Source organism: Amycolatopsis ruanii, from assembly GCF_003385175.1.
GTDB classification, from domain to species: Bacteria; Actinomycetota; Actinomycetes; order Mycobacteriales; family Pseudonocardiaceae; genus Amycolatopsis_E; species Amycolatopsis_E thermalba.
The window spans coordinates 19,836-39,171 of record NZ_PQHY01000015.1 but is presented as its reverse complement, the minus strand read 5'-3'; the positions used below and the strand labels follow the sequence as shown (position 1 = coordinate 39,171).

General features: G+C 72.4%; 22 protein-coding genes. 7 read left to right on the top strand and 15 right to left on the bottom strand.

Features of this window, described 5'->3' with window-relative positions; genetic code table 11:
• Nucleotides 1-175 precede the first annotated feature (175 nt).
• The 4 genes from D0D28_RS10960 to D0D28_RS10945 all read right to left on the bottom strand — a co-directional run bounded on the left by D0D28_RS10960 (nt 176) and on the right by D0D28_RS10945 (nt 3,432).
• Nucleotides 176-832 carry a DedA family protein gene (locus D0D28_RS10960; protein ID WP_094004307.1) on the bottom strand — a complete coding sequence of 219 codons (657 nt, stop codon included), beginning with the start codon at nt 830-832 and terminating at the stop codon, nt 176-178.
• A gap of 100 nt (nt 833-932) precedes the next feature.
• On the bottom strand, nt 933-1,934 hold the full coding sequence (gene lipA, locus D0D28_RS10955; protein ID WP_116110501.1) for a lipoyl synthase: 1,002 nt from the start codon (nt 1,932-1,934) through the stop codon (nt 933-935).
• Between the two features lie 36 nt (nt 1,935-1,970).
• Nucleotides 1,971-2,915, bottom strand: coding sequence for an oxidoreductase (locus D0D28_RS10950; protein ID WP_116110500.1), 945 nt, complete (start codon nt 2,913-2,915; stop codon nt 1,971-1,973).
• 19 nt (nt 2,916-2,934) lie between these two features.
• Complete coding sequence (locus tag D0D28_RS10945) at nt 2,935-3,432, bottom strand: hypothetical protein (RefSeq protein ID WP_116110499.1); 498 nt, start codon at nt 3,430-3,432, stop codon at nt 2,935-2,937.
• Between the two features lie 128 nt (nt 3,433-3,560).
• On the opposite strand from D0D28_RS10945, the gene D0D28_RS10940 reads away from it, so the two are divergent.
• Nucleotides 3,561-4,154, top strand: coding sequence for a TetR/AcrR family transcriptional regulator (locus tag D0D28_RS10940; RefSeq protein WP_094004311.1), 594 nt, complete (start codon nt 3,561-3,563; stop codon nt 4,152-4,154).
• Nucleotides 4,155-4,336: 182 nt separating this feature from the next.
• On the top strand, nt 4,337-5,269 hold the full coding sequence (locus D0D28_RS10935; protein WP_116110498.1) for an LLM class F420-dependent oxidoreductase: 933 nt from the start codon (nt 4,337-4,339) through the stop codon (nt 5,267-5,269).
• 28 nt (nt 5,270-5,297) lie between these two features.
• Here the strand turns inward: D0D28_RS10935 and lipB are convergent, their stop codons facing one another.
• The 7 genes from lipB to lpdA form a co-directional block, all read right to left on the bottom strand.
• Nucleotides 5,298-6,041 carry a lipoyl(octanoyl) transferase LipB gene (gene lipB / locus D0D28_RS10930; RefSeq protein WP_429727963.1) on the bottom strand — a complete coding sequence of 248 codons (744 nt, stop codon included), beginning with the start codon at nt 6,039-6,041 and terminating at the stop codon, nt 5,298-5,300.
• A 10-nt stretch (nt 6,042-6,051) separates the two neighbouring features.
• Nucleotides 6,052-6,684 carry a phosphatase PAP2 family protein gene (locus D0D28_RS10925; RefSeq protein WP_116110496.1) on the bottom strand — a complete coding sequence of 211 codons (633 nt, stop codon included), beginning with the start codon at nt 6,682-6,684 and terminating at the stop codon, nt 6,052-6,054.
• Nucleotides 6,681-7,559 carry a TIGR01777 family oxidoreductase gene (locus tag D0D28_RS10920; protein ID WP_116110495.1) on the bottom strand — a complete coding sequence of 293 codons (879 nt, stop codon included), beginning with the start codon at nt 7,557-7,559 and terminating at the stop codon, nt 6,681-6,683. Before D0D28_RS10920 ends, D0D28_RS10925 begins: the two co-directional genes overlap by 4 nt.
• A 41-nt stretch (nt 7,560-7,600) precedes the next feature.
• The gene (locus tag D0D28_RS10915; protein ID WP_094004316.1) at nt 7,601-8,053 is read right to left on the bottom strand and encodes an ArsR/SmtB family transcription factor; all 453 of its coding nucleotides are present in this window, start codon (nt 8,051-8,053) and stop codon (nt 7,601-7,603) included.
• Between the two features lie 16 nt (nt 8,054-8,069).
• On the bottom strand, nt 8,070-9,140 hold the full coding sequence (locus D0D28_RS10910; protein ID WP_116110494.1) for a serine hydrolase: 1,071 nt from the start codon (nt 9,138-9,140) through the stop codon (nt 8,070-8,072).
• Between the two features lie 66 nt (nt 9,141-9,206).
• Nucleotides 9,207-11,018 carry a 2-oxoglutarate dehydrogenase, E2 component, dihydrolipoamide succinyltransferase gene (gene sucB, locus D0D28_RS10905; RefSeq protein WP_116110493.1) on the bottom strand — a complete coding sequence of 604 codons (1,812 nt, stop codon included), beginning with the start codon at nt 11,016-11,018 and terminating at the stop codon, nt 9,207-9,209.
• A gap of 41 nt (nt 11,019-11,059) precedes the next feature.
• Nucleotides 11,060-12,433, bottom strand: a complete 1,374-nt coding sequence (gene lpdA / locus D0D28_RS10900; RefSeq protein ID WP_116110492.1) for a dihydrolipoyl dehydrogenase — start codon at nt 12,431-12,433, stop codon at nt 11,060-11,062.
• A 138-nt stretch (nt 12,434-12,571) separates the two neighbouring features.
• On the opposite strand from lpdA, the gene D0D28_RS10895 reads away from it, so the two are divergent.
• On the top strand, nt 12,572-12,913 hold the full coding sequence (locus D0D28_RS10895) for an oxidoreductase (protein ID WP_094004322.1): 342 nt from the start codon (nt 12,572-12,574) through the stop codon (nt 12,911-12,913).
• Between the two features lie 2 nt (nt 12,914-12,915).
• On the opposite strand, the gene D0D28_RS10890 is transcribed toward D0D28_RS10895, so the two are convergent.
• Nucleotides 12,916-13,107 (bottom strand): hypothetical protein, encoded by a 192-nt coding sequence (locus tag D0D28_RS10890; RefSeq protein WP_205413225.1) that lies wholly within the window; start codon nt 13,105-13,107, stop codon nt 12,916-12,918.
• A 92-nt stretch (nt 13,108-13,199) separates the two neighbouring features.
• Entirely contained in the window at nt 13,200-14,705 is a 1,506-nt protein-coding gene (locus D0D28_RS10880) for a leucyl aminopeptidase (protein ID WP_116110491.1), read from the bottom strand.
• Nucleotides 14,706-14,813: 108 nt separating this feature from the next.
• Between D0D28_RS10880 and D0D28_RS10875 the strand changes: the two genes are divergently transcribed.
• Nucleotides 14,814-15,782, top strand: coding sequence for a hypothetical protein (locus D0D28_RS10875; protein WP_240323164.1), 969 nt, complete (start codon nt 14,814-14,816; stop codon nt 15,780-15,782).
• On the opposite strand, the gene D0D28_RS10870 is transcribed toward D0D28_RS10875, so the two are convergent.
• Nucleotides 15,751-16,059, bottom strand: coding sequence for a hypothetical protein (locus D0D28_RS10870; RefSeq protein WP_094004326.1), 309 nt, complete (start codon nt 16,057-16,059; stop codon nt 15,751-15,753). The genes D0D28_RS10875 and D0D28_RS10870 overlap by 32 nt on opposite strands.
• Before the next feature lie 60 nt (nt 16,060-16,119).
• Between D0D28_RS10870 and D0D28_RS10865 the strand changes: the two genes are divergently transcribed.
• Entirely contained in the window at nt 16,120-17,223 is a 1,104-nt protein-coding gene (locus tag D0D28_RS10865; RefSeq protein WP_116110489.1) for a branched-chain amino acid aminotransferase, read from the top strand.
• Between the two features lie 239 nt (nt 17,224-17,462).
• Here D0D28_RS10865 and D0D28_RS10860 read toward each other — a convergent pair whose 3' ends face one another.
• Nucleotides 17,463-18,401 carry an amidohydrolase family protein gene (locus D0D28_RS10860; RefSeq protein ID WP_240323163.1) on the bottom strand — a complete coding sequence of 313 codons (939 nt, stop codon included), beginning with the start codon at nt 18,399-18,401 and terminating at the stop codon, nt 17,463-17,465.
• A 132-nt stretch (nt 18,402-18,533) separates the two neighbouring features.
• Here D0D28_RS10860 and D0D28_RS36670 point away from each other — a divergent pair, with 132 nt between their 5' ends.
• Nucleotides 18,534-18,809, top strand: coding sequence for a MerR family transcriptional regulator (locus D0D28_RS36670; RefSeq protein ID WP_240323162.1), 276 nt, complete (start codon nt 18,534-18,536; stop codon nt 18,807-18,809).
• Nucleotides 18,810-18,851: 42 nt separating this feature from the next.
• On the top strand, nt 18,852-19,334 hold the full coding sequence (locus D0D28_RS10855; protein ID WP_240323161.1) for a TipAS antibiotic-recognition domain-containing protein: 483 nt from the start codon (nt 18,852-18,854) through the stop codon (nt 19,332-19,334).
• Nucleotides 19,335-19,336: the final 2 nt, after the last annotated feature.

Genomic DNA, 19,336 nt, shown 5'->3' with positions numbered 1-19,336 from the left:
ACGAGCGCAGAACTCGCGCGCCGCAACGCAGAACTCGCGCGCCGGAGCGTGGGACTCGCGCGCCGGAGCGTGGGACTCGCGGCTGCCGCGAGTTCCACGCTCGTGACCGCGAGTCCCACGCTCGGGGAGGTGAGTTCTGCGTTCGGGGAGGCGAGTTCTGCGTTCGTGCGCTGCCTCACTCGGCCTTGCTGGGCTCCGTGGTGCGCTGCTCGAGCTTGCCCATCGCCTTTTTCTTCTTCCACCGCAGCAGGAAGAACACGCCCACCGCGACCAGGACGCCGACCACGATCAGGCCGCCGGTGTTCAGCATGCCCTCGATGCGCTTGGCCGCCTCGCCCATGGCGGCGCCCAGGCTGATGTGCAGCAGCGACCAGCTGATCGCGCCCGCGGCCGCGGCCGGCAGGAACTTCCGGAACTCCAGGCCGGAAGTGCCCGCCGCGGCCGGGGTCAGCGTCCGGATCACCGGCAGGAACCGCGCGAAGAACACCGCCCACGCGCCTCTGCGGTGCAGCACGTCGGTCGCCTTGTCCCAGGCGTCGGTGCCGTACTTCTGGATCAGCTTGGTCTCCCGCAGCCGCGGCCCGAACCTCCGCCCGATCGCGTACCCGAGCGAGTCGCCGAGGGTGGCGCACACCGACACCACCGCCCACAGGATCAGGAACCGCGGCGCGGTGTTGGCCGTGGTCGCGGCGACCAGCAGTCCCGACTCGCCCGGGGCGATGAAACCCAGCCCGATCGTGCACTCGGCGAACACGAGCGCGCCCGTCGCGCCGACCAACGCCGGCTGCGGTAGTGCCTGCAGCCATTCCAGGATGTCGGTTACCAACGCCACGTGCGATTCCCCTGTCCGTTACGCCCCTGCTGACCCCTTCAAACTACCGTGCACGGTATCGGGCCCGCGGCGCACTTTCGTCAGGGAATTCCCCCGACTTTCAGCGCGTCAGGAGGCTGCTGGCCTCCTGCGCGGCGGGCCCGGCCTCGGCCAGGTGGGCCAGGTTTTCCGGCAGCTCCTCGCCGCGGTGCCGCTTGGTCTGGGCGTACAGCCGGCCGGCCCGGTAGGACGAGCGGACCAGCGGCCCGGCCATCACCCCGGCGAACCCGAGGCCCTCGGCGACCTTGGCGTGCTCGACGAACTCCTCCGGCTTGACCCACCGGTCCACCGGGTGGTGCCGCACCGACGGGCGCAGGTACTGGGTGATCGTCAGGATCTCGCAGCCCGCGTTCACCAGGTCGCGCATCGCCGGCTCGACCTCCTCGGGGGTTTCCCCCATGCCGAGGATCAGGTTCGACTTGGTGACCAGCCCGGCCTCGCGGGCGCGGGTGATGACCTCCAGCGACCGCGCGTAGCGGAAGCCGGGGCGGATGCGCTTGAAGATCCGCGGCACGGTCTCGACGTTGTGCGCGAGCACCTCGGGCGCGGAGCCGAACACCTCGGCCAGCTGGCCGGGGTCGGCGTTGAAGTCCGGGATCAGCAGCTCGACGCCGGTGCCCGGGTTGAGCGCGTGGATCTGGCGGACGGTCTCGGCGTACAGCCACGCGCCGCCGTCTTCGAGGTCGTCGCGGGCGACACCGGTGACGGTCGAGTAGCGCAGGCCCATCGCCTGAACGCTTTCGGCGACCCGGCGCGGCTCCTCGCGGTCCAGCGCCGCCGGCTTGCCGGTGTCGATCTGGCAGAAGTCGCAGCGGCGGGTGCACTGGTCACCGCCGATGAGGAACGTCGCCTCGCGGTCCTCCCAGCACTCGTAGATGTTGGGACAGCCCGCCTCTTCGCAGACCGTGTGCAGGCCCTCCCGGCGGACCAGGCCTTTGAGCTCGGTGAACTCCGGCCCCATCTTCGCGCGGGTCTTGATCCAGGACGGCTTCTTCTCGATCGGGGTTTCACTGTTGCGGACCTCGAGCCGCAGCAGTTTCCGACCTTCAGGCACAACAGTCACGCGCCCCAGCGTACGCTCTCGGCAGGGGGCGACGACCTACGCTGGGTCGGGGGTCACGCTGGTCAGTTTGGCCGTCAGCTCCCACAGCTTGCGGCCGGTCTCGCGGTCCAGCGCGGGGCGCAGCGGCGGCACCACGGTGGGGTTGCCGCGGATGCCGCGGAACAGGCGCGGGCCGATGTAGTCACCGCCGTTGACGTCCGGCGCGGTGGCCGCGATCAGTGACGGCAGCGCGCCCGTCCGGACACCCTGCGCGATGAGCAGGTCACCCAGGAAGGTCACCCCGCCGACGATCGCGCGCACGACCGGGTGGCCCTGCGCGTTGGCCATGTTCGAGTTCAGGCTGGTCGCCGTGTAGCCGGGGTGGGCGGCCACGCTGATCACGTCGTCACCGGCGGCGCGCAGGCGGCGGTCCAGTTCGAGCGCGAAGATCTGGTTGGCGATCTTCGACTGCGCGTACGCCGCGGCCGGGTTGTAGCGCCGGTGCTCGAAGCCGGGATCGTCGAAGTCGACGCGGCCACCGGTGGCGGCGAGGCTGGACAGCGTCACCACCCGGGCGTCCGTGCCGCGCCGCAGGGCGGGCATGAGCAGCCAGGTCAGTGCCGCGTGCCCCAGGTGGTTGGTGCCGAACTGCAGCTCGAAACCGTCCTTGGTGCGGCTCTTGGGCGCGGCCATCAGGCCGGCGTTGTTGATCAGGACGTCGAGCCTGCCGCTGGTGATCTCCTCGGTGCGCTGCGCGGCCGCGCGCACCGACGCGAGGTCGGCCAGGTCCAGGGAGATCAGTTCGGGGGCGACCGCCGCGGCCGCGGAAACGGTGCGCAGCGCCTGCTCACCGCGTTCCGGGTTGCGGCAGGCGATCAGCACGCGCGCGCCCTTGGCGGCCAGCACGAGGGAGGTTTGCAGACCGAGGCCGGAGTTCGCGCCGGTGACGAGCACCGTGCGGCCCGTCTGGTCGGGGATGTCGGCCTCGGTCCAGGTTTTCATGCCCGGATACTAGGGAAGATCACGCGCTCGGGGCCAGCATCCGCAGCAGGCGGTTGAACGGCCGCGCGGGACGCAGGCCGGGGCCCTCGGTCAGCAGGGCCTCGAAGGCGGCGCCGACCTTGGCCACCTCCTCCACCGGCTCGTCCGGCCCGGCCAGCCCGGCCGCGACGGCGAGCATCGCCTGCTCGGCGCGGTGCGCGGTCTTCAGCGCGGGGTAGGAGTCCCGGTGGGTGGCGACGACCTCGTAGAGCGCGCGGTTGCGCCGCACGGCAGCGGTGAACGCCCGCTTGACCGCGTCCACGTGGTCGTCCTCGCCCTCGGTCTGGGCACGCAGGTGACCGCTGAGCAGCTGGGTCCAGCGGTAGTGCAGCGCGGCCATGAGGTTCTCGCGCGTGCCGAAGGCCTGCTCGGCTCCGGGGATCTCCTCGAAGGGCAGCGGGCCTCGCGGGTCGCGGGCCGCCGCGGTCAGGACGGCGTCCAGGATGTCGCGCCGCCGGTAGAAGTCGTTCCAGCTCATGGGTCCTCCACTGTTGTGACCCCGGCCATACTCTGGGTTTGAAGCATACTGTCGGTATGGTGCCGACACAGTGAACATACCACGGGTATGGAAACGGAAACCGGCGTAAGCTTGTGAGCGTGGTGACAATGCGGTCCAGGCGTCTCGACTATTCGGAGTCCACGCGGTCGGCCCTGGTGAACAGCGCGGTGGAGCTGTTCACCAAACGGGGCTACGCGAGCACTTCGCTCGATGAGGTCGCCAAGCGCGCCCGCGTCACCAAGGGTGCCCTGTATCACCATTTCAGTGGAAAGCAGGCGCTCTTCGAAGCGGCGTTCGAGAAGGTCGAGAGCCGGGTCTTCGGGCGCCTGGAAGAGATCATGGGCGGCAGCGGCACGCCGTGGGAGCGGGCGCTGGCCGGGCTGCGCGAGTTCATCTCCAGCTGCCTCGACCCGGCCTACCAGCGCATCGCGATCCACGAGGCGCCGGTGGTGATGGGCTGGGAGCGCTGGCGGGAGGCCGAGGACAGGGCGAGCTTCGGGCTGATCCGGTCGAGCCTGGAGGACCTGATCGAGGCGGGCGAGGTGGACGAGGTCCCGGTCGAGATCACCGCGCGGCTGCTGTTCGGAGCCCTGCACAGCGCGGCGACCGAGATCGCGAGCTCACCGGACCCGAAGAAGGTCGGCGCCCAGATCGAAGCGGTGATCGTGCAGCTGCTGCACCGGGTTCGGCGCACCGCCTAGCCTTTGCGTCGCGCCGCCATGCTTGCACCGCCGCGGGTTCTGAGGTGGTTCCTCGCGAGGACAGCGCCGACGTGGTGAACTGGCGTTCATGAGGAGGCGATCCCACAGCGAGGGGCCGCCTCAGGTTCCGCCACCCGCACCGCCACGCAAGCCGTTCACCGGATATTCCTTAGGGTGGGCTCGTGGACCTTCGGATTTTCACTGAGCCCCAGCAGGGCGCGAGCTACGACGATCTCCTGCGCGTCGCCAAGGCGACCGAGGACAACGGCTTCGACGCCTTCTTCCGTTCCGACCACTTCCTGAAGATGGGTTCCGCCTCCGGGCTGCCCGGCCCGACCGACGCGTGGGTGACCCTCGGCGCGCTGGCCCGCGAGACCTCCCGCATCCGGCTGGGCACGCTGGTCACCGCCGCCACCTTCCGCCACCCGTCGGTGCTGGCGATCTCCGTGGCGCAGGTCGACCAGATGTCCGGCGGCCGCGTCGACTTCGGTCTCGGCTCCGGCTGGTACGACGCCGAGCACCAGGCCTACGGCATCCCGATGCCGGAGATCAAGGAGCGCTTCGACCTCTACGCCGAGCAGCTGGAGATCATCACCGGCCTGTGGGAGACCCCCGAGGGCGAGACGTTCTCCTTCGACGGCAAGCACTACCAGCTCGCCGACGCGCCCGGGCTGCCCAAGCCGGCCCAGTCGCCGCGCCCGCCGGTGATCATCGGCGGCGGCGGCAAGAAGCGCACCCCGGCGCTGGCCGCGCGCTTCGCCAACGAGTTCAACGTCGCGTTCGTCGACTCGGCCACCGGCGCCGCCCAGTTCGAGCGCGTCGACGCCGCCTGCCGCGAGATCGGCCGCGACCCCCAGGAGATCATCCGGTCCGCGGCGCAGGTGGTGGCCGTCGGCAAGGACGCCGCCGAGTTCGCCCGCCGCGCCGCCGCGATCGGCCGCGAGACCGGCGAGGTGAAGCAGAACGGCCTGGCCGGCACCGTCGACGAGGTGGTCGACAAGATCGGCCGCTACCGCGAGGCCACCGGCGTCACCCGGCTGTACCTGCAGGTCCTGGACCTGTCCGACCTGGACCACCTCGAGCTGATCGCGTCGAAGGTCGCCCCGCAGCTGTGACCGCGCGTCCTCCGGCCCCGGGCGCGGCTCAGGGCCGGAGGGCGAACGTCACGCCCGGCGCGGCGGGCGCCGAGTCCTCGCGCCGCAGCCACCGGTCGTCCGACACCGCCAGCTCGCCGTCCAGCGCGGCCAGCACCGCGTCGCGGGCCAGGGGCAGCGCCTCGGCGACCGGGACGTCCCGCTCCAGCTCGAACGACAGCGACGTCACGCCGGCGTCCCGGATCCCGCACGGCACGATCTTGTCGAACGCGGTCAGGTCGGCGTTGCAGTTCAGCTCGAAGCCGTGCATCGTCACGCCGCGCTGCACGCGGATGCCGATGGCCGCGATCTTGCGCTCCGGCCCGCGCTCGTCGGCGGGCACCCACACGCCGCTGCGGCCCTCGACCCGTCCGGTGTAGACACCGAACTGGTCGCACACCCGGATCAGCGCCTCCTCCAGGCGACGCACGTAGTGCACGACGTCGATCGGGTCGCCCAGCTTCACGATCGGGTAGCCGACCAGCTGTCCCGGCCCGTGCCAGGTGATCTTGCCGCCGCGGTCGACGTCGATCACCGGCGTGCCGTCGGTGGGCCGGTCGGACTCCTCCGTGCGCTTGCCCGCGGTGTAGACCGAGGGGTGCTCCAGCAGCAGGAGCGTGTCCGACGCCTCTTCGCACTCCGCCCGCGCGGTCGCCAGCTCCCGCTGCAGCTCCCAGGCTTGCAGGTAGTCGATGGTGCCGACGTTCTTGACGGTGACGGGGGCGCCGGCGGCGCGGCAGGACTGTGGACTCACGTCTGGCAGGTTACGCCGCCCGCGCCGGCGACGGCACGGGCTGTGGCGGGAGCAACCGCACCGCCCAGCCGGTGACGAACCCGACGCCCAGCACGCCGAGGACGGCGCCGATGGTGTCGCTGACCCAGTGCACCCCGAGCACCACCCGGCTGGCCGCGCACAGCACGATCGCGATCGAGAAGAACACCACGACCCACTTCGTCAGCTTCGGCGCCAGCCACAGGCACAGCAGCGTCGCCGCGAGGCCGGTGCTGGAGATCGACACCACGTGCCCGCTGGGGTAGCTGAACTCCGGGTACTCGCGCGGCCGGTCACGGTCGAACAGCGGTTTGAACACCACGCTCACCAGCCGGGTCGTGGCGAGCACGGCCAGCACCCGCAGGCCGACGCCGGCCTGGTAGCGCATGCCGCGGCGCCAGCACACCAGGATCCCGATGGCCAGCGCGATCGCGAACGTCGCGGGCACGACCGGCCCGAACACGTCGCTGACGATCTGCGCCACCCGGCCCGGGGTGTCCCGCCACCAGCCCTGCACCAGGCCCGCCACGGCCCGGTCGACGGCGTACGGCGGCCGGGCGACGGCCACGCCCAGCCCGAGGAACAGGACGAAGAACGCGCCGCCGAGCGGGAGCCACCTGGTCACAGGGCCACCGCCAGTGCGCCCTCCAGGTCGGTGTGCACGAACGTGAACCCGGCCTTCTCCAGTACCGCGGGGACCGCGCGCTGCGAGATCAGCGCCATCTCGTCGGCCACCTCGCCGAGCGCGGCGCGCAGCGCGAAACCGGGCACCCACCACGGCGCCGGCCGACGCAGCGCGTGCCCGAGCGCGCGGGTGAACTCGGCGTTGGTCGCCGGTTCCGGGTTGCACAGGTTCACCGGGCCGGACAGCGTCTCGTGTTCGAGGAGGAACCGCACCGCGGCCACGTGGTCACGCAGGCTGATCCACGGCATGTACTGCCCGCCGTCGCCGAGCCGCCCGCCCAGGCCGAGCCAGAACAGCGGCTTCAGCGGCCCGATCAGGCCGCCCTTCGCGAGCACCAGGCCGGTGCGCAGGTTGACCACGCGGGAACCGGCCTCGGCCGCGGGTGCCGTCGCCTCCTCCCACGCCTCGCACAGCTCGGCCAGGAAGCCGTCGCCCCGCGGCGAGTCCTCGGTGACGACCGTGTCGCCGGTGTCGCCGTAGTAGCCGACGCCGGAGGCGTTCACCAGCGCCGGGATCCGGTACTCGGCGACCGCTTCGGCGAGGACCTCGGTCGGCTCGACGCGGCTGTCCCGGATCATCTGCTTGCGGGCCGCGCTCCACCGCAGTCCCATCGGCGAGCCGCACAGGTTGACGACGGTGCTGACGTCCTCGAAGGCGCGGTCGTCGATCCGCCCGGCCGGCGGGTCCCACGAGTGTTCGTCCGCGGCCCGGGCCGGGCGCCGGGCCGGGCGGCGCACGTCGTGCCCGGAGTCGCGCAGCGCGGCGACGAGCGCCGAGCCGAGGAGCCCGCTGGAGCCGGCGATCAGTACTCGCATACCCCGATGGTTGCGCACGCCGCCGGTTCGCGCACGTTCCCTCACCGCAGTTGCCCGGCGACGTCGGCGGCCGCGGTCAGCAGCACGAGTACCGGGATCGTGGCGCGGGCGGGCAACCGGTAGCTGCCGCGCTTGTCCGGCTCGACGATCCCGGCGCCGGTGAGTGCTTTGAGGTGGTGGTAGAGCTGCCCGGTCGAGCCGAGGCCGGCGGCTTCCTGGAGGGCGGCGGCCGGCTGCGGCCCGCTCGCGGCCAGCGCCCGCACGATCGCCAGGCGCGCCGGATTGCCCAGCGCCGCCAGGACTTCCGCGCGCGGACCGTCGTCCAGGGCCAGCGCGCGGGCCGGGGTGACGGTGATCTCCCACTCGAGTTCGAGCGGCTCCTCGGTGCGGCCGCGGTAAGCGACCACACCGGTCCCGTCCGCCCTGGCGCCGCTTTCCAGCGCGGCCACCCGGCGTTCCAGGTCCGCCAGACGGTTGAGCACGTCGTCGTTCACGGACCCAGCATGACGGTCAGCCGCGCAGTGCCCGCGCGAACCCGTCGAAACCCTCCCGCGTGGACAGTGCGGCGAGCCCGGCGCGCACGAACGGCCCCTGGTGGGCGAAATCCACGTCGGCCACGTCGTCGAGCAGGAGCGCGAGGGTCGCGGCGCGTCCGCCCGGCCACCGCACGGTCATCCCGGCGGTCAGCACGCGCGGCAGGCTGCCGCCCTTGAACGCGACCGCCGCGGCGCCGGGCGGGACGAGCGCGGCGAAGGGCTCCTCCAGGTGCCGCCGCACGACGGTCTCGCCGAAGCGTCCGGCCGCGAGCGCGCGGTGCATCGCGAACAGCCCGGCCGCGCTCCCGCGCCCGTGCCCGCGCGTCCAGGCCACCTGGGCGTCGGCACCCGGCGCGGTCTGGAAGCGGGCGAGCACCTCGTCCCGGAACGCCGGCTCGGTGGCGAACCGGCGCGCCAGCCGGTCGCCCGCGGCGGGCCGCAGCGCGGGGGAGCGCGGGAGGAACTCGGGGAACAGCAGCAGGAGCACCTCGCCGCAGAACGACCGGAGGTCGGGCCGGAGCCAGCCGCCGCGGGCGGCCGCGGCGGTCAGGGCCCGGTCGCCGAGGCGGTCGCGCAGGTAGTCGGCCGCGGCGTTGTCGCTGAAGACGATCATCGCGCGGGCCAGCCGGTCCAGCGGGACCGTCGCGTCCGGGTCGAGCGCGTTGCCCCGGTCCGTGTGCGGGATGCCGAGTTCCCGGAGGGCGGACAGGTGGGCGCCGCCGTCGCCGCCGAACGGGTAGAACGCCTCCCAGTCGCCGAGCAGCACCGGCTCGTCCGGGTTCAGGCCATGCTCGACCGCGGCGGCGTAGGCGGCGAGGTGCACGACCTTGATCGTGGACGCCAGGACCTGCTGGGCGTGCGGCCGGTGCGCCACCCGGCGCCCGTCGGCGTCCACGGCCAAGGCGCCGACCTGGTCGCGGTGCCGGGCGATCCAATCGAACCAGCCCTGCGGGGTGGACGTGTCGGCGACCGCGGTCGCGGGCACGGCGAGCGTGGCCGCGCCGGCGAGTGCCGCGGAGCCGAGCAGCGTGCGCCGGGAAAGCACGAAGACCCTCTCCTCCAGTTTTCCGTAATTACGGAATACCGGCGGAGGGGGTCCCCGGTCAAGCGGTTACAGGCCCAGCTCGTCCTCGAAGTGGCCCTCTTCGAGGCGGTTCTTGATCGTGGTCAGGAACCGGCCCGCGTCGGCGCCGTCGATCAGGCGGTGGTCGTAGGTCAGGGCCAGGTAGGCCATCGACCGGATGGCGATGGTGTCCTGCCCCTCGGCGTCGGTGACCACGACCGGCCGCTTCACCACCGCGCCGACGCCCAGGATCCCGGACTGCGGCTGGTTGATGATCGGCGTGTCGAACAGGGCGCCGTTGCTGCCCAGGTTGGTCACCGTGAAGGTGCCGCCCGACAGCTCGTCCGGCTTGATCTTGTTCGCGCGGGTGCGCGCCGCGACGTCGGCGATCGCCCGGGCCAGGCCGGCCAGGTTCAGCTCGCCCGCCTTGTGGATCACCGGCGAGAGGAGGCCGCGGTCGGTGTCCACCGCGACGGCGAGGTGCTCCTCGCCGAAGTAGGTGATCTCCTTCTTCTCCTCGTCCAGGTAGGCGTTGATGTTCGGGTGCTGCTTGAGCGCCTCGACCGTCGCCTTGGCGAAGAACGGCAGGAACGTGAGCTTCACGCCCTCCCGCTCCTGGAAGGCGGCCTTCGCCTGCTGACGCAGCCGGGCGATCTTGGTGACGTCCACCTCGAACACCTGGGTCAGCTGCGCCGAGCTCTGCAGCGACTCGCGGGTGCGCTGCGCGATGACCTGGCGGATCCGCGTCGCCTTCTGCACGGTGCCGCGCAGCGCGGCCAGCTCCGGCGACGGGGCCGCGGGGGCCTTCGCCGCGGGGGCGCTCGGCGCGGCGGCCGGGGCCTGCGCGGCGGGAGCCGGAGCGCTCTGCTTCTGCTTCGCCTCGGCCGCCGCCAGCACGTCCTGCTTGCGGATGCGGCCGCCGACACCGCTGCCGGTCACCGTCGCCAGGTCGATGCCGTGCTCGGTGGCGAGCTTGCGGACCAGCGGGGTGACGTACGGGCCGCTGCCGTTGCCGTCGCTCGCGGCCGGGGCGGCCTGCGGCTGCGGAGCCGGCTGCTGCGGCGCGGGCTGCTGGGGCGCCTGCTGCTGGGGTGCGGGGGCCTGCGCGGCCGGGGCCGGCTCGGGCTTCGGTTCCGGCTTCGGCTCGGGCTTGGGCTCCGGCGCCTTCTGCTGCTCCTGCTGCGGGGCGGGCGCGGCGCTCGCGTCGCCGATGATGGCGAGCGTGCCACCGACCTCGACGGTCTCGTCCTCCTGCACGCTGATCTCCAGCAGGGTGCCGGCGATCGGCGAGGGGACCTCGGTGTCGACCTTGTCGGTCGAGATCTCCAGCAGCGGCTCGTCCACCGCGACCGTGTCGCCGACCGACTTCAGCCAGCGGGTGACGGTGCCCTCGGTGACGCTCTCGCCCAGCTCGGGCAGCGTGACCGGCGTGCCCTGAGCAGAACCACCCTGGGCAGAACCGCCCTGAGCAGAACCGCCCTGGGCAGAACCGCCCTGAGCGGAACCACTGGGGGCGGGCTGCGCCTCCTGCTGCTGCGGGGCGGCCTGCTGCTGCGGCTCGGGCTCCGGCTCGGCCTGCTGCGCGGGCGCCTGCTCCTGCGCCGGAGCGGAACCGCCGCCGGAACCGTCGTCGATCACGGCGAGCTCGCCGCCCACCTCGACGGTCTCGTCCTCCTGGGCGACGATCTTCTGCAGCGTGCCGGCGACCGGCGACGGGACCTCGGTGTCGACCTTGTCGGTGGAGATCTCCAGCAGCGGCTCGTCGACCGCGACCGTGTCACCCTCCTGCTTCAGCCAGCGGGTGACGGTGCCCTCGGTGACGCTCTCGCCGAGCTCCGGCAGTGTGACGGAGAAGGCCATCGTGAATTGACTCCCTTGAATCTTGTCGGCTGCGGTCCGGCTCAGCTGTGCACGTGCAGTGGCTTGCCGGCCAGGGCGAGGTGTGCTTCGCCGAGGGCTTCGGTCTGGGTCGGGTGGGCGTGGATCAGCGGAGCGACGTCCTCCGGGAAGGCCTCCCAGTTGTAGATCAGCTGGGCTTCGCCGATCAGTTCGCCGACCCGGTCCCCGACCAGGTGCAGGCCGACGACCGGCCCGTCCGGCGCCTTGATCACCTTGATCGCGCCGGAAGTCTTGAGGATCTGGCTCTTGCCGTTGCCGGCCAGGTCGTACGTGAAGGTCTTCACGTCGGAGCCGTAGCGTTCCTTCGCCGCCGCCTCGGTCAGGCCCACGGAGGCGACCTCGGGGTGGCTGTAGGTGACGCGCGGGATGCCCGCCTCGTCGATCGCCTTCGGCTGCAGCCCGGCGATCTCCTCGGCGACGAAGATGCCCTGGGCGAAGCCGCGGTGCGCGAGCTGCAGGCCGGGCACGATGTCGCCGACGGCGTAGACGTTCGGCAGGTTGGTGCGCAGGCGCTCGTCGGTGAGGACGAAACCGCGCTCCATCTTGACGCCGGCCTCCTCGTAGCCGTGCCCCGCGGTGTTCGGGCCGCGGCCGACGTCGAGCAGCAGCAGGTCGGCCTCCAGCGTCTCACCGGATTCCAGGGACACGGTCACCCCGTTGTCGTCCTGCTTGGCGCCGGTGAACTTCACGCCGGTCTTGAAGCCGATCTTGCGCCGGCGGAACGCGCGCTCGAGCTGCTTGCTGGCGAACTCGTCCTCGGCCGGGACCAGCCGCGGCAGCGCCTCGACGATCGTCACGTCCACGCCGAAGGAGGCCCACACGCTGGCGAACTCGACGCCGATGACGCCGCCGCCGAGCACGACGACCTTCTCCGGGATCCAGTCCAGGGTCAGCGCCTCGTCGCTGGCGATGATCCGGCCGCCCAGCTCCAGGCCCGGCAGGGTCTTCGAGTACGAGCCGGTGGCCAGGATCAGGTTCTTGCCCGTGTACCGGGTGCCGTCCACCTCGACCGTGGTGCCGCCGACGAACGTGCCGGTGCCCTCGACGACGGTGACCTTGTGGGCCTTCGCCAGGCCCTGCAGCCCCTTGTAGAGGCGGCTGATGACCCCGTCCTTGTACTTGTGGACGCCGGCGATGTCGACGCCCTCCAGGGTGGTCTTCACACCGAACTGCTCGCCCTCGCGGGCGGTGTCGGCGACCTCGGCGGCGTGGAGCAGTGCCTTGGTCGGGATGCAGCCGCGATGCAGGCACGTCCCGCCCAGTTTGTCCTTCTCGATCAGGATGACGGACTGGCCCAGCTCCGCGGCGCGGAAAGCCGCGGCGTAGCCGCCGGATCCGCCACCGAGGATCACCAGGTCGGCGCCAGCGTCGCTCACGTCATTTACTCCTCGTTTTACGTCCAAACCCTCATCATCTTGTCACTACGGAGTCCGGCCCTGCGAGGTAGCCGGGTGTGTTAATCGGCGCACTTCTGATCGCCGGGATAATGGCGGGGGAGGGCCGGCGGAGATGAGGTGGTCGAGGTGGGTCTGTTCGACGGTCTGAAGCGCAGGCGCGGCGCCGGGAAACCGGGCACGCTGCGCCGTGCCAGCGACGCTGACCTGCGTCATCTGGAGGGCTGGGCGGCCGCGCGGCGGGGCGTCGAGGCGTTCGTGGAGCCGCGGACGACGGTCACCGAGACCACGGTCGTCCTGGTCGCGCACGACGGCGAATGGACGCGGCGGCGGATCGGCAGCCTGGACGCCGCGCAGCAGTTCGGGCGCAAGCATTCGATCCCGGTCTACGAGGTCGCGAAAGTCGGTTACCCCAAGCGCATGCGCGAATACACAGAGCGGCAGAAGCGCGCCGGGGGCTGACGTCAGTCCAGGTCGGACGGATCGAGGACGAAGCGGTAGCGGACGTCGCCCCGCGCCAGGCGCTCGTTCACCCCGGCCGAGGGGAGCACCTCGGCCTCGGCGGTGATCCCGTGCGGCGCGGAGGCGAGCACGGCGGCGGTCGCGGGCCTGCCACCGCTGCCCGCCGAGCGAGCTTCCTGCGCCGGGCTAGCCACGTCTACGCCGCGACGGCCGGGGAGCCCGGCGACGTCCACGACCGCCGCCGAGCGCTCCTCCGCGAAACCGTCCGCCGCGCCGTGACCCCGGGCTAGCCCTGGTCGGCGATGTCCGCCAGCACCGCGGCGATGGTGCGCACCGGGACGCCCGTGCCGCCCTTGCCGGTGTAGCCCCACGGGCCGCCGGTGTTGAACGACGGGCCCGCGATGTCGATGTGCGCCCACGGCAGGCCCTCGGCGACGAACTCGCGCAGGAAGATGCCCGCGGCGAGCATCCCGCCCCAGCGGTGCCCGGTCACGTTCGCCAGGTCGGCCAGCCGCGAGTCCAGGTCGCCGCGCAGCTCCTCGGGCAGCGGCATCGGCCAGCCGCCCTCGCCGGTCGCCTGCGCGATCGCGGCCACCCGGTCGCGGAAGTCGTCCGAGCCCATGATCCCGGCCGTGCGGTTGCCCAGCGCGACCATCTGCGCGCCGGTCAGCGTCGAGGTCTCGATCAGGTAGTCCGGGTCGTCCTCGGCGGCGCGGACCATCGCGTCGGCCAGCACCAGGCGGCCCTCGGCGTCGGTGTTGAGCACCTCGACGGTCTTGCCGCCGTACATGCGCAGCACGTCACCCGGGCGGTAGGAGGTGCCCGAGGGCAGGTTCTCCGCGAGCGGGATGTTGGCGGTCACCTCGAGCGGGTACTTGAGCTTGGCCGCGAGCACCACGGAGGCGAGCACCGCGGCGGCCCCGGACATGTCCGAGGTCATGTGGTCCATGTTCGCGGCCGGCTTGATCGAGATGCCGCCCGAGTCGAACGTGATGCCCTTGCCCACCAGCGCGACCTTCTTCGCCGCCTTCGGGCCCTTGTACGACACCCGCACCAGCCGCGGCGGGCGGGACGAGCCGCCGCCGACGCCGAGGATGCCGCCGAAACCCTTGCGCTTGAGCTGCTTTTCGTCGAGCACCTCGAAGTCCAGGTCGTTGGCCTCGGTGATCGTGCGGGCGCGCTCGGCGAAGGAGGCCGGGAACAGGTCGTTCGGCGGGGTGTTGATCAGGTCGCGGGCGATGATCACGGCCTCGGCGATCGCCGTCGCGGCCTTGAGCGTCGCGGTGTGCGCCCGCTTGGTGCCCTCGGCGGGCGAGACGAAGTCGACCGCGGCCACCGGCGCGTCGCCGGGCTCGGACTTGTACTCGGTGAACTTGTAGGCGCCCAGCGCGGTGCCCTCCACCGCGGCCTGCAGGTCGACAGCGGACAGTGTGCACACCGCCCGCGCGGTGCCGGCCAGCGCGCGCCCGGCGGCGCCCGCGGCGCGGCGCACCTGCTCGGCGGTCACGGTGCCGTCGTCGGCGGCCTTGCCCACGCCGACGGCCAGCACGACCGCGGCGGGCAGCTTGCCCAGCGTGGGCAGCTTGACGACCTCCTCGGCCTTGCCGGTCGCGCCCACGGTCGCCAGCAGCTCGGCGAGCTTCCCGTCGAAGGCCGCGTCGACGGCCTCGGCACCCGGCGCCAGCGTCACGGCCTTGTCGCCCTGCAGCGTCCCGATCACGACGACCTCGGCCCGGCTCTTGCCGAGCGCGGCGCCGGTGTTCTCGATCAGGGCTAACTTCGGCACGGTCACTTGTGGCTCCTCGCGCATCCATCGACGGTCGTGCCGGGTCGGGTACCCGGCCGGGTAGTGAGCCATGCTAATGAGGACGGAGCCCGGCGGGAGAGGCAGGTGGTGGGCGTGCGGCTGGCGGCGGGGCTGCTGATCGCGCTGGCCGTGGGCGCGCGGGCGGGCGGCTGGTGGCTGCTCGGTGGCGCGGTGGTGGCGGCGCTGCTGGCGTTCTGCGTGCCGCGGACCCCCGCGCTGGAGCCGAACCCGGCCCGGCTGCTGGCCGCGACGCGCCTGGTGTCCCGGCTCGCGCTGGTGCCGCTGTTCGCCGCGGTGTTCGCCGCCTACCTGTTCCCGGACCAGCCGTGGGCGGGCGCGGTCGTCGCGCTCGTGATCACCGCCGCCGACGCCGCCGGGTTGCGGCTGGCCCGGTACGCGCGGGCGTGGCTGCTGGGTGTCCTGCTGGTCGCCGGGGCCGGGTTCGTGGCGCTGAGCTTCGGGATCGAGCCCGCGCAACCGGTGACCGCGCCGCAGTTCACGATCGGCGGGCTGTGCGCGGCGGGCGCGGTGCTGTTCCCGTTGCTGCCCCGGCACAACCCGCCCTGGCTCGCGGGCTCGGTGGTGGCGGTGCTGGCGATCGGCGCGGGTGCGCTGTACCAGCTCGGCCCGGTGCGGCTGGCGCTGTCCGGGGTGCCCGTCCGCGACGCGCTGGCGGCGCTGGACGGTCAGGTGCTGGATCCGTTGCTGGCCGGGGTCGTCGTCCTGTCCACTGTGCCCGCCGCGCTGCTCGCGCTGGGCGAGGCGCGGGCGGAACTGTCCTGGCCGCGGGTGTCCGTCGCGTGTGGACTGATCACCGCGGTGGTGGCCGGCCTGCTGGACCCGGATCAGGCGCTGCTGCTGGCCGCCGCGGCCGCGCTGGCCGAGGTGCTGGTGACCGCGGTGCTGTCGATGATCGCCGGGATCACCGTGCGCGCCGTGATCGCGGCGGTACTGGCCGTGACGCTGCTGGCCTGGCTGCCGCCGGTGTATCTACTGGGGACGGTCGCCGCCGTCGCGGCGGGCACCGTCGTCACGCGACGAGCAGGAACGCCACCACGGTGATCAGCGCGGTGGCGACCGCGAGGATGATCACCGACTTGGCAGGCAGGTCGCGCGGGAACACCTTCTTGTCGTGGATGCTGCGCCACCACACGATTCCGAAGATGCCGCCGACCAGGCCGATGATCCCGCCGAACACCCCGAGCAGGGCGTAGCCGAGGAGCGTCAGCTCACCCACCGCGAAGGTGAGCAGGATGGCGGTGAGGAACGTCTTGACGTCGGAGGCGGGTCCGGCGGACACCGAGTTCGGTGTGGCGGGCTGCGGCACGTTGGCGGTCACGCGGTCATGGTAGGGGAGTAGGTGATTCTCGGAAGTCCAACTAACCGTTATCCTGGTCGAATGACGACCACGTTGCCCTTCACCCGTACCCCGCACCCGTCTCCCGCTTCGGCGGAGCGTGTAGCCGAGGTACTGGCGAAGCCGGGCTTCGGGACGTTCTTCACCGACCACATGGTCTCGATCAAGTACAGCAACGACCGCGGCTGGTACGACGCGAACGTCGGCCCCTACGAGCCGATCGTGCTCGACCCCGCCACGTCGGTGCTGCACTACGCGCAGGCGATCTTCGAGGGCCTGAAGGTCTACCGGCAGCCGGACGGATCGGTCGCGGCGTTCCGCCCGGACGCCAACGCGGCCCGTTTCCGCAGGTCGGCGGCGCGCATCGCGATGCCGGAGCTGCCCGAGGAGCTGTTCCTCGGCTCCCTGCACGAGCTGATGGCGGTCGACGAGCGCTGGGTGCCCACCAACCCGGGCGACACGCTGTACGTGCGCCCGTTCATGATCTCCACCTCGGTGGGGCTCGGCGTGAACGCACCCGCCAGCGAGTACCTGTACCTGGTGATCGCCTCGCCGGCCGGCTCGTACTTCACCGGCGGGGTCAAGCCGGTGAGCGTGTGGCTGTCCACCGAGTACGTGCGGGCGGCCCCGGGCGGCACCGGCGCGGCGAAGTTCGCCGGCAACTACGCGGCGTCCTTCGTGGCCCAGGCGCAGGCCGTCGAGCAGGGCTGCGACCAGGTGGTGTGGCTCGACGCGGTGGAGCGCCGCTACGTCGAGGAGATGGGCGGCATGAACCTGTTCTTCGTGTTCGGCTCGGGCGCGGACGCCCGGATCGTCACGCCGGAACTGTCCGGTTCGCTGCTGCCCGGCGTCACGCGCGACTCGCTGATCAAGCTGGCCGCCGACCACGGCCTGGGCATCGAGGAGCGCCGCATCTCCACCGACGAGTGGGAGAAGTCGGCCGCGTCCGGTGAGCTGACCGAGGTGTTCGCGTGCGGCACCGCGGCGGTCATCACGCCGGTCGGCCGGGTCAAGCACGCCGGCGGCGAGTTCACCATCGCGGGCGGCCAGCCCGGCGAGGTGACGATGAAGCTGCGCGCCGAGCTGACCGGCATCCAGGACGGCACGCGCCCCGACCCGCACGGCTGGATGCACAAGCTGTCCTGATCGTTGTTTCGACAAGGGCCACCCCGCCGGTTCCGGTGAGGTGGCCCTTGTCGCGTCACCACGGGTGGTGGGCGCTGCACGCGCACGGTTCGCGGGTCGATCCACGAGGGCCTGTCGAGCTGGAAACCTGTCCGCATCCAGGAAGCGCGCCGGGACCGCTTCCGCGTCCGGTGGGCGCACCCACTGACGGACCAGCCCGCGCAGGGGCACTTGATCGTCGGGTCCGAAGTGATCATGTCTCAACTCCTCGGGTTGCCGTGGAACTCGGCCAGCCGCTCCCGGACGGCGGCCATGACCTTCTCGGTCTGCGCGCGGAGAGCGGCCAGTCCGTCGCGCTCGTCGGCCGAGCCGACGTAGGTGCCGAGGTCGGCGCGGACGCCCTGCTTCCACACGGCCGCCACCTGCTGTGTGCTGGTGATGTCCTGGTCGGGTCGCCCGTCGACGAGGACCAGGTCCGCGCGCAGTCCCGGGCGGATCCGGCCCCGGTCGCGGAGACCGAACACGTCGGCCGTGCGCGCGGTGGCCGCGGTGCGGGCCGCGGCCGGGCCGATGCCCGCGGCCACGAGGCGTTCGAGTTCGCGGTGGACGCTCGCGCCGTGGACGGTCCCGGGGTTGGGCGCGTCCGTGCCGACCAGCAGACGCACGCCGGCCTCGTGCAGCCGGCGGGCGTTGCCGGCCGGCACCGTGAAGTCCGGGAGTTCCGGGGACATCCACCGGTCCGCCTGCCGTTCGAGGACCCCCGACCAGGCCGGACCCAGGAGCCGGGCCAGCGCGGGCCGGGCGAGCAGCGGCACCCCGGGACCGTCCTCGCCGGGGAAGCCGTCGGCCACCGCCAAGGTCGTGATCACCGCGACGCCCGCCTCGGCGATGGCCTCGACCTGGCCCTCGGTGAGAGGGTCGAAGGGCACGTGGGCCAGGACGTCCACGCCTGTCGGCAGCAGGTCCACCGCACCGCGGGCCGTGGACACGTGTGCCGCCACGACCAGGCCGGCGCGGTGCGCGGCCTCGACGAGCGCGGCGATCGTCGGCACGTCCAGGGACGGCATGGGCATCGGACCGCCGCCCGTGCCGTCGTCGTACAGGACCTTCAGGTGGGTGGCTCCCTCGGCCACCCGGTCGGCGACGAACGCCGCCGCGTCCTGCGGGCCCGTCACGTAGGGGAAGGGCGCGTACATCATCGTGGGATGTCCGCCGGGAGCCGTGGCCGATGCTGGACGACCGCACGTCTGCCGCCTCCGGTCCCGCGCCCTGCGCCATCGCCACGCGCACCGTGGGCGGCGTGTGACGACCACGGTAAAAGTTGACACGATGTGAAGGTCAAGCTTGTGGACGAGCGGTTTTCGATCAGCCAGGTCGCGAAGGCCTCCGGCGTGTCCGCGCGGATGCTCCGCCACTACGACGCGATCGGACTGCTCCCGCCGGGTTCGGTGAGCAGCAACGGATACCGCTGGTACGGCCGGGCGGAACTGCTCCGGCTGCAGCGCATCATGATGCTGCGCCGCCTCGGCCTCGGGCTCGCGGAGATCGGTGAGGTGCTGCGGAGCCAGACCGTCGAGGCGGCCGCGCTGCGCGGGCACCCGGCGTAGCTGGAAGACGAGCGGCGCCACCTCGACCAGGTCATCGCCACCGTGCGGGAGACCATCGCCGACCTCGACGAGGCCCGGATTCGTGATCCCGAGCGGTTCTTCGCCGGCTTGCGGGAGGACCGGGCCGCCATGCGGCGCACCCTGCGGGCGACCTTCGGCGAGGGAACCGACGCGGCCTTCGACGCCGCCGAAGCCGCGCAGGACGGTCTCACCGCCGCGGACTACGAACACGCCGCCGCCCGGGGTGCGGCCCTGTTCCGGCGGCTCGCCCGGGTGATGCGCACCGGGGCCGCGCCGGACGAGCCCGCCGCACTCGACGCGGTCGCCGATCACTACGAGTCCGTGCGCCTGCACTGGGAACCCACGCCCCGGGCGTACGCCGCTCTGGGCGGGTTGTACGTGACCGACCCGCAACGGTCGATGGCCGAGGAGGCCGACCCGGACCTCCCGGCCTGGCTGGCCGCGGCCATCGATGCCTACGCGCGGCGCCGTCTGGGGCTGGCGGAGGGGGAAGCCGGGACCTGACG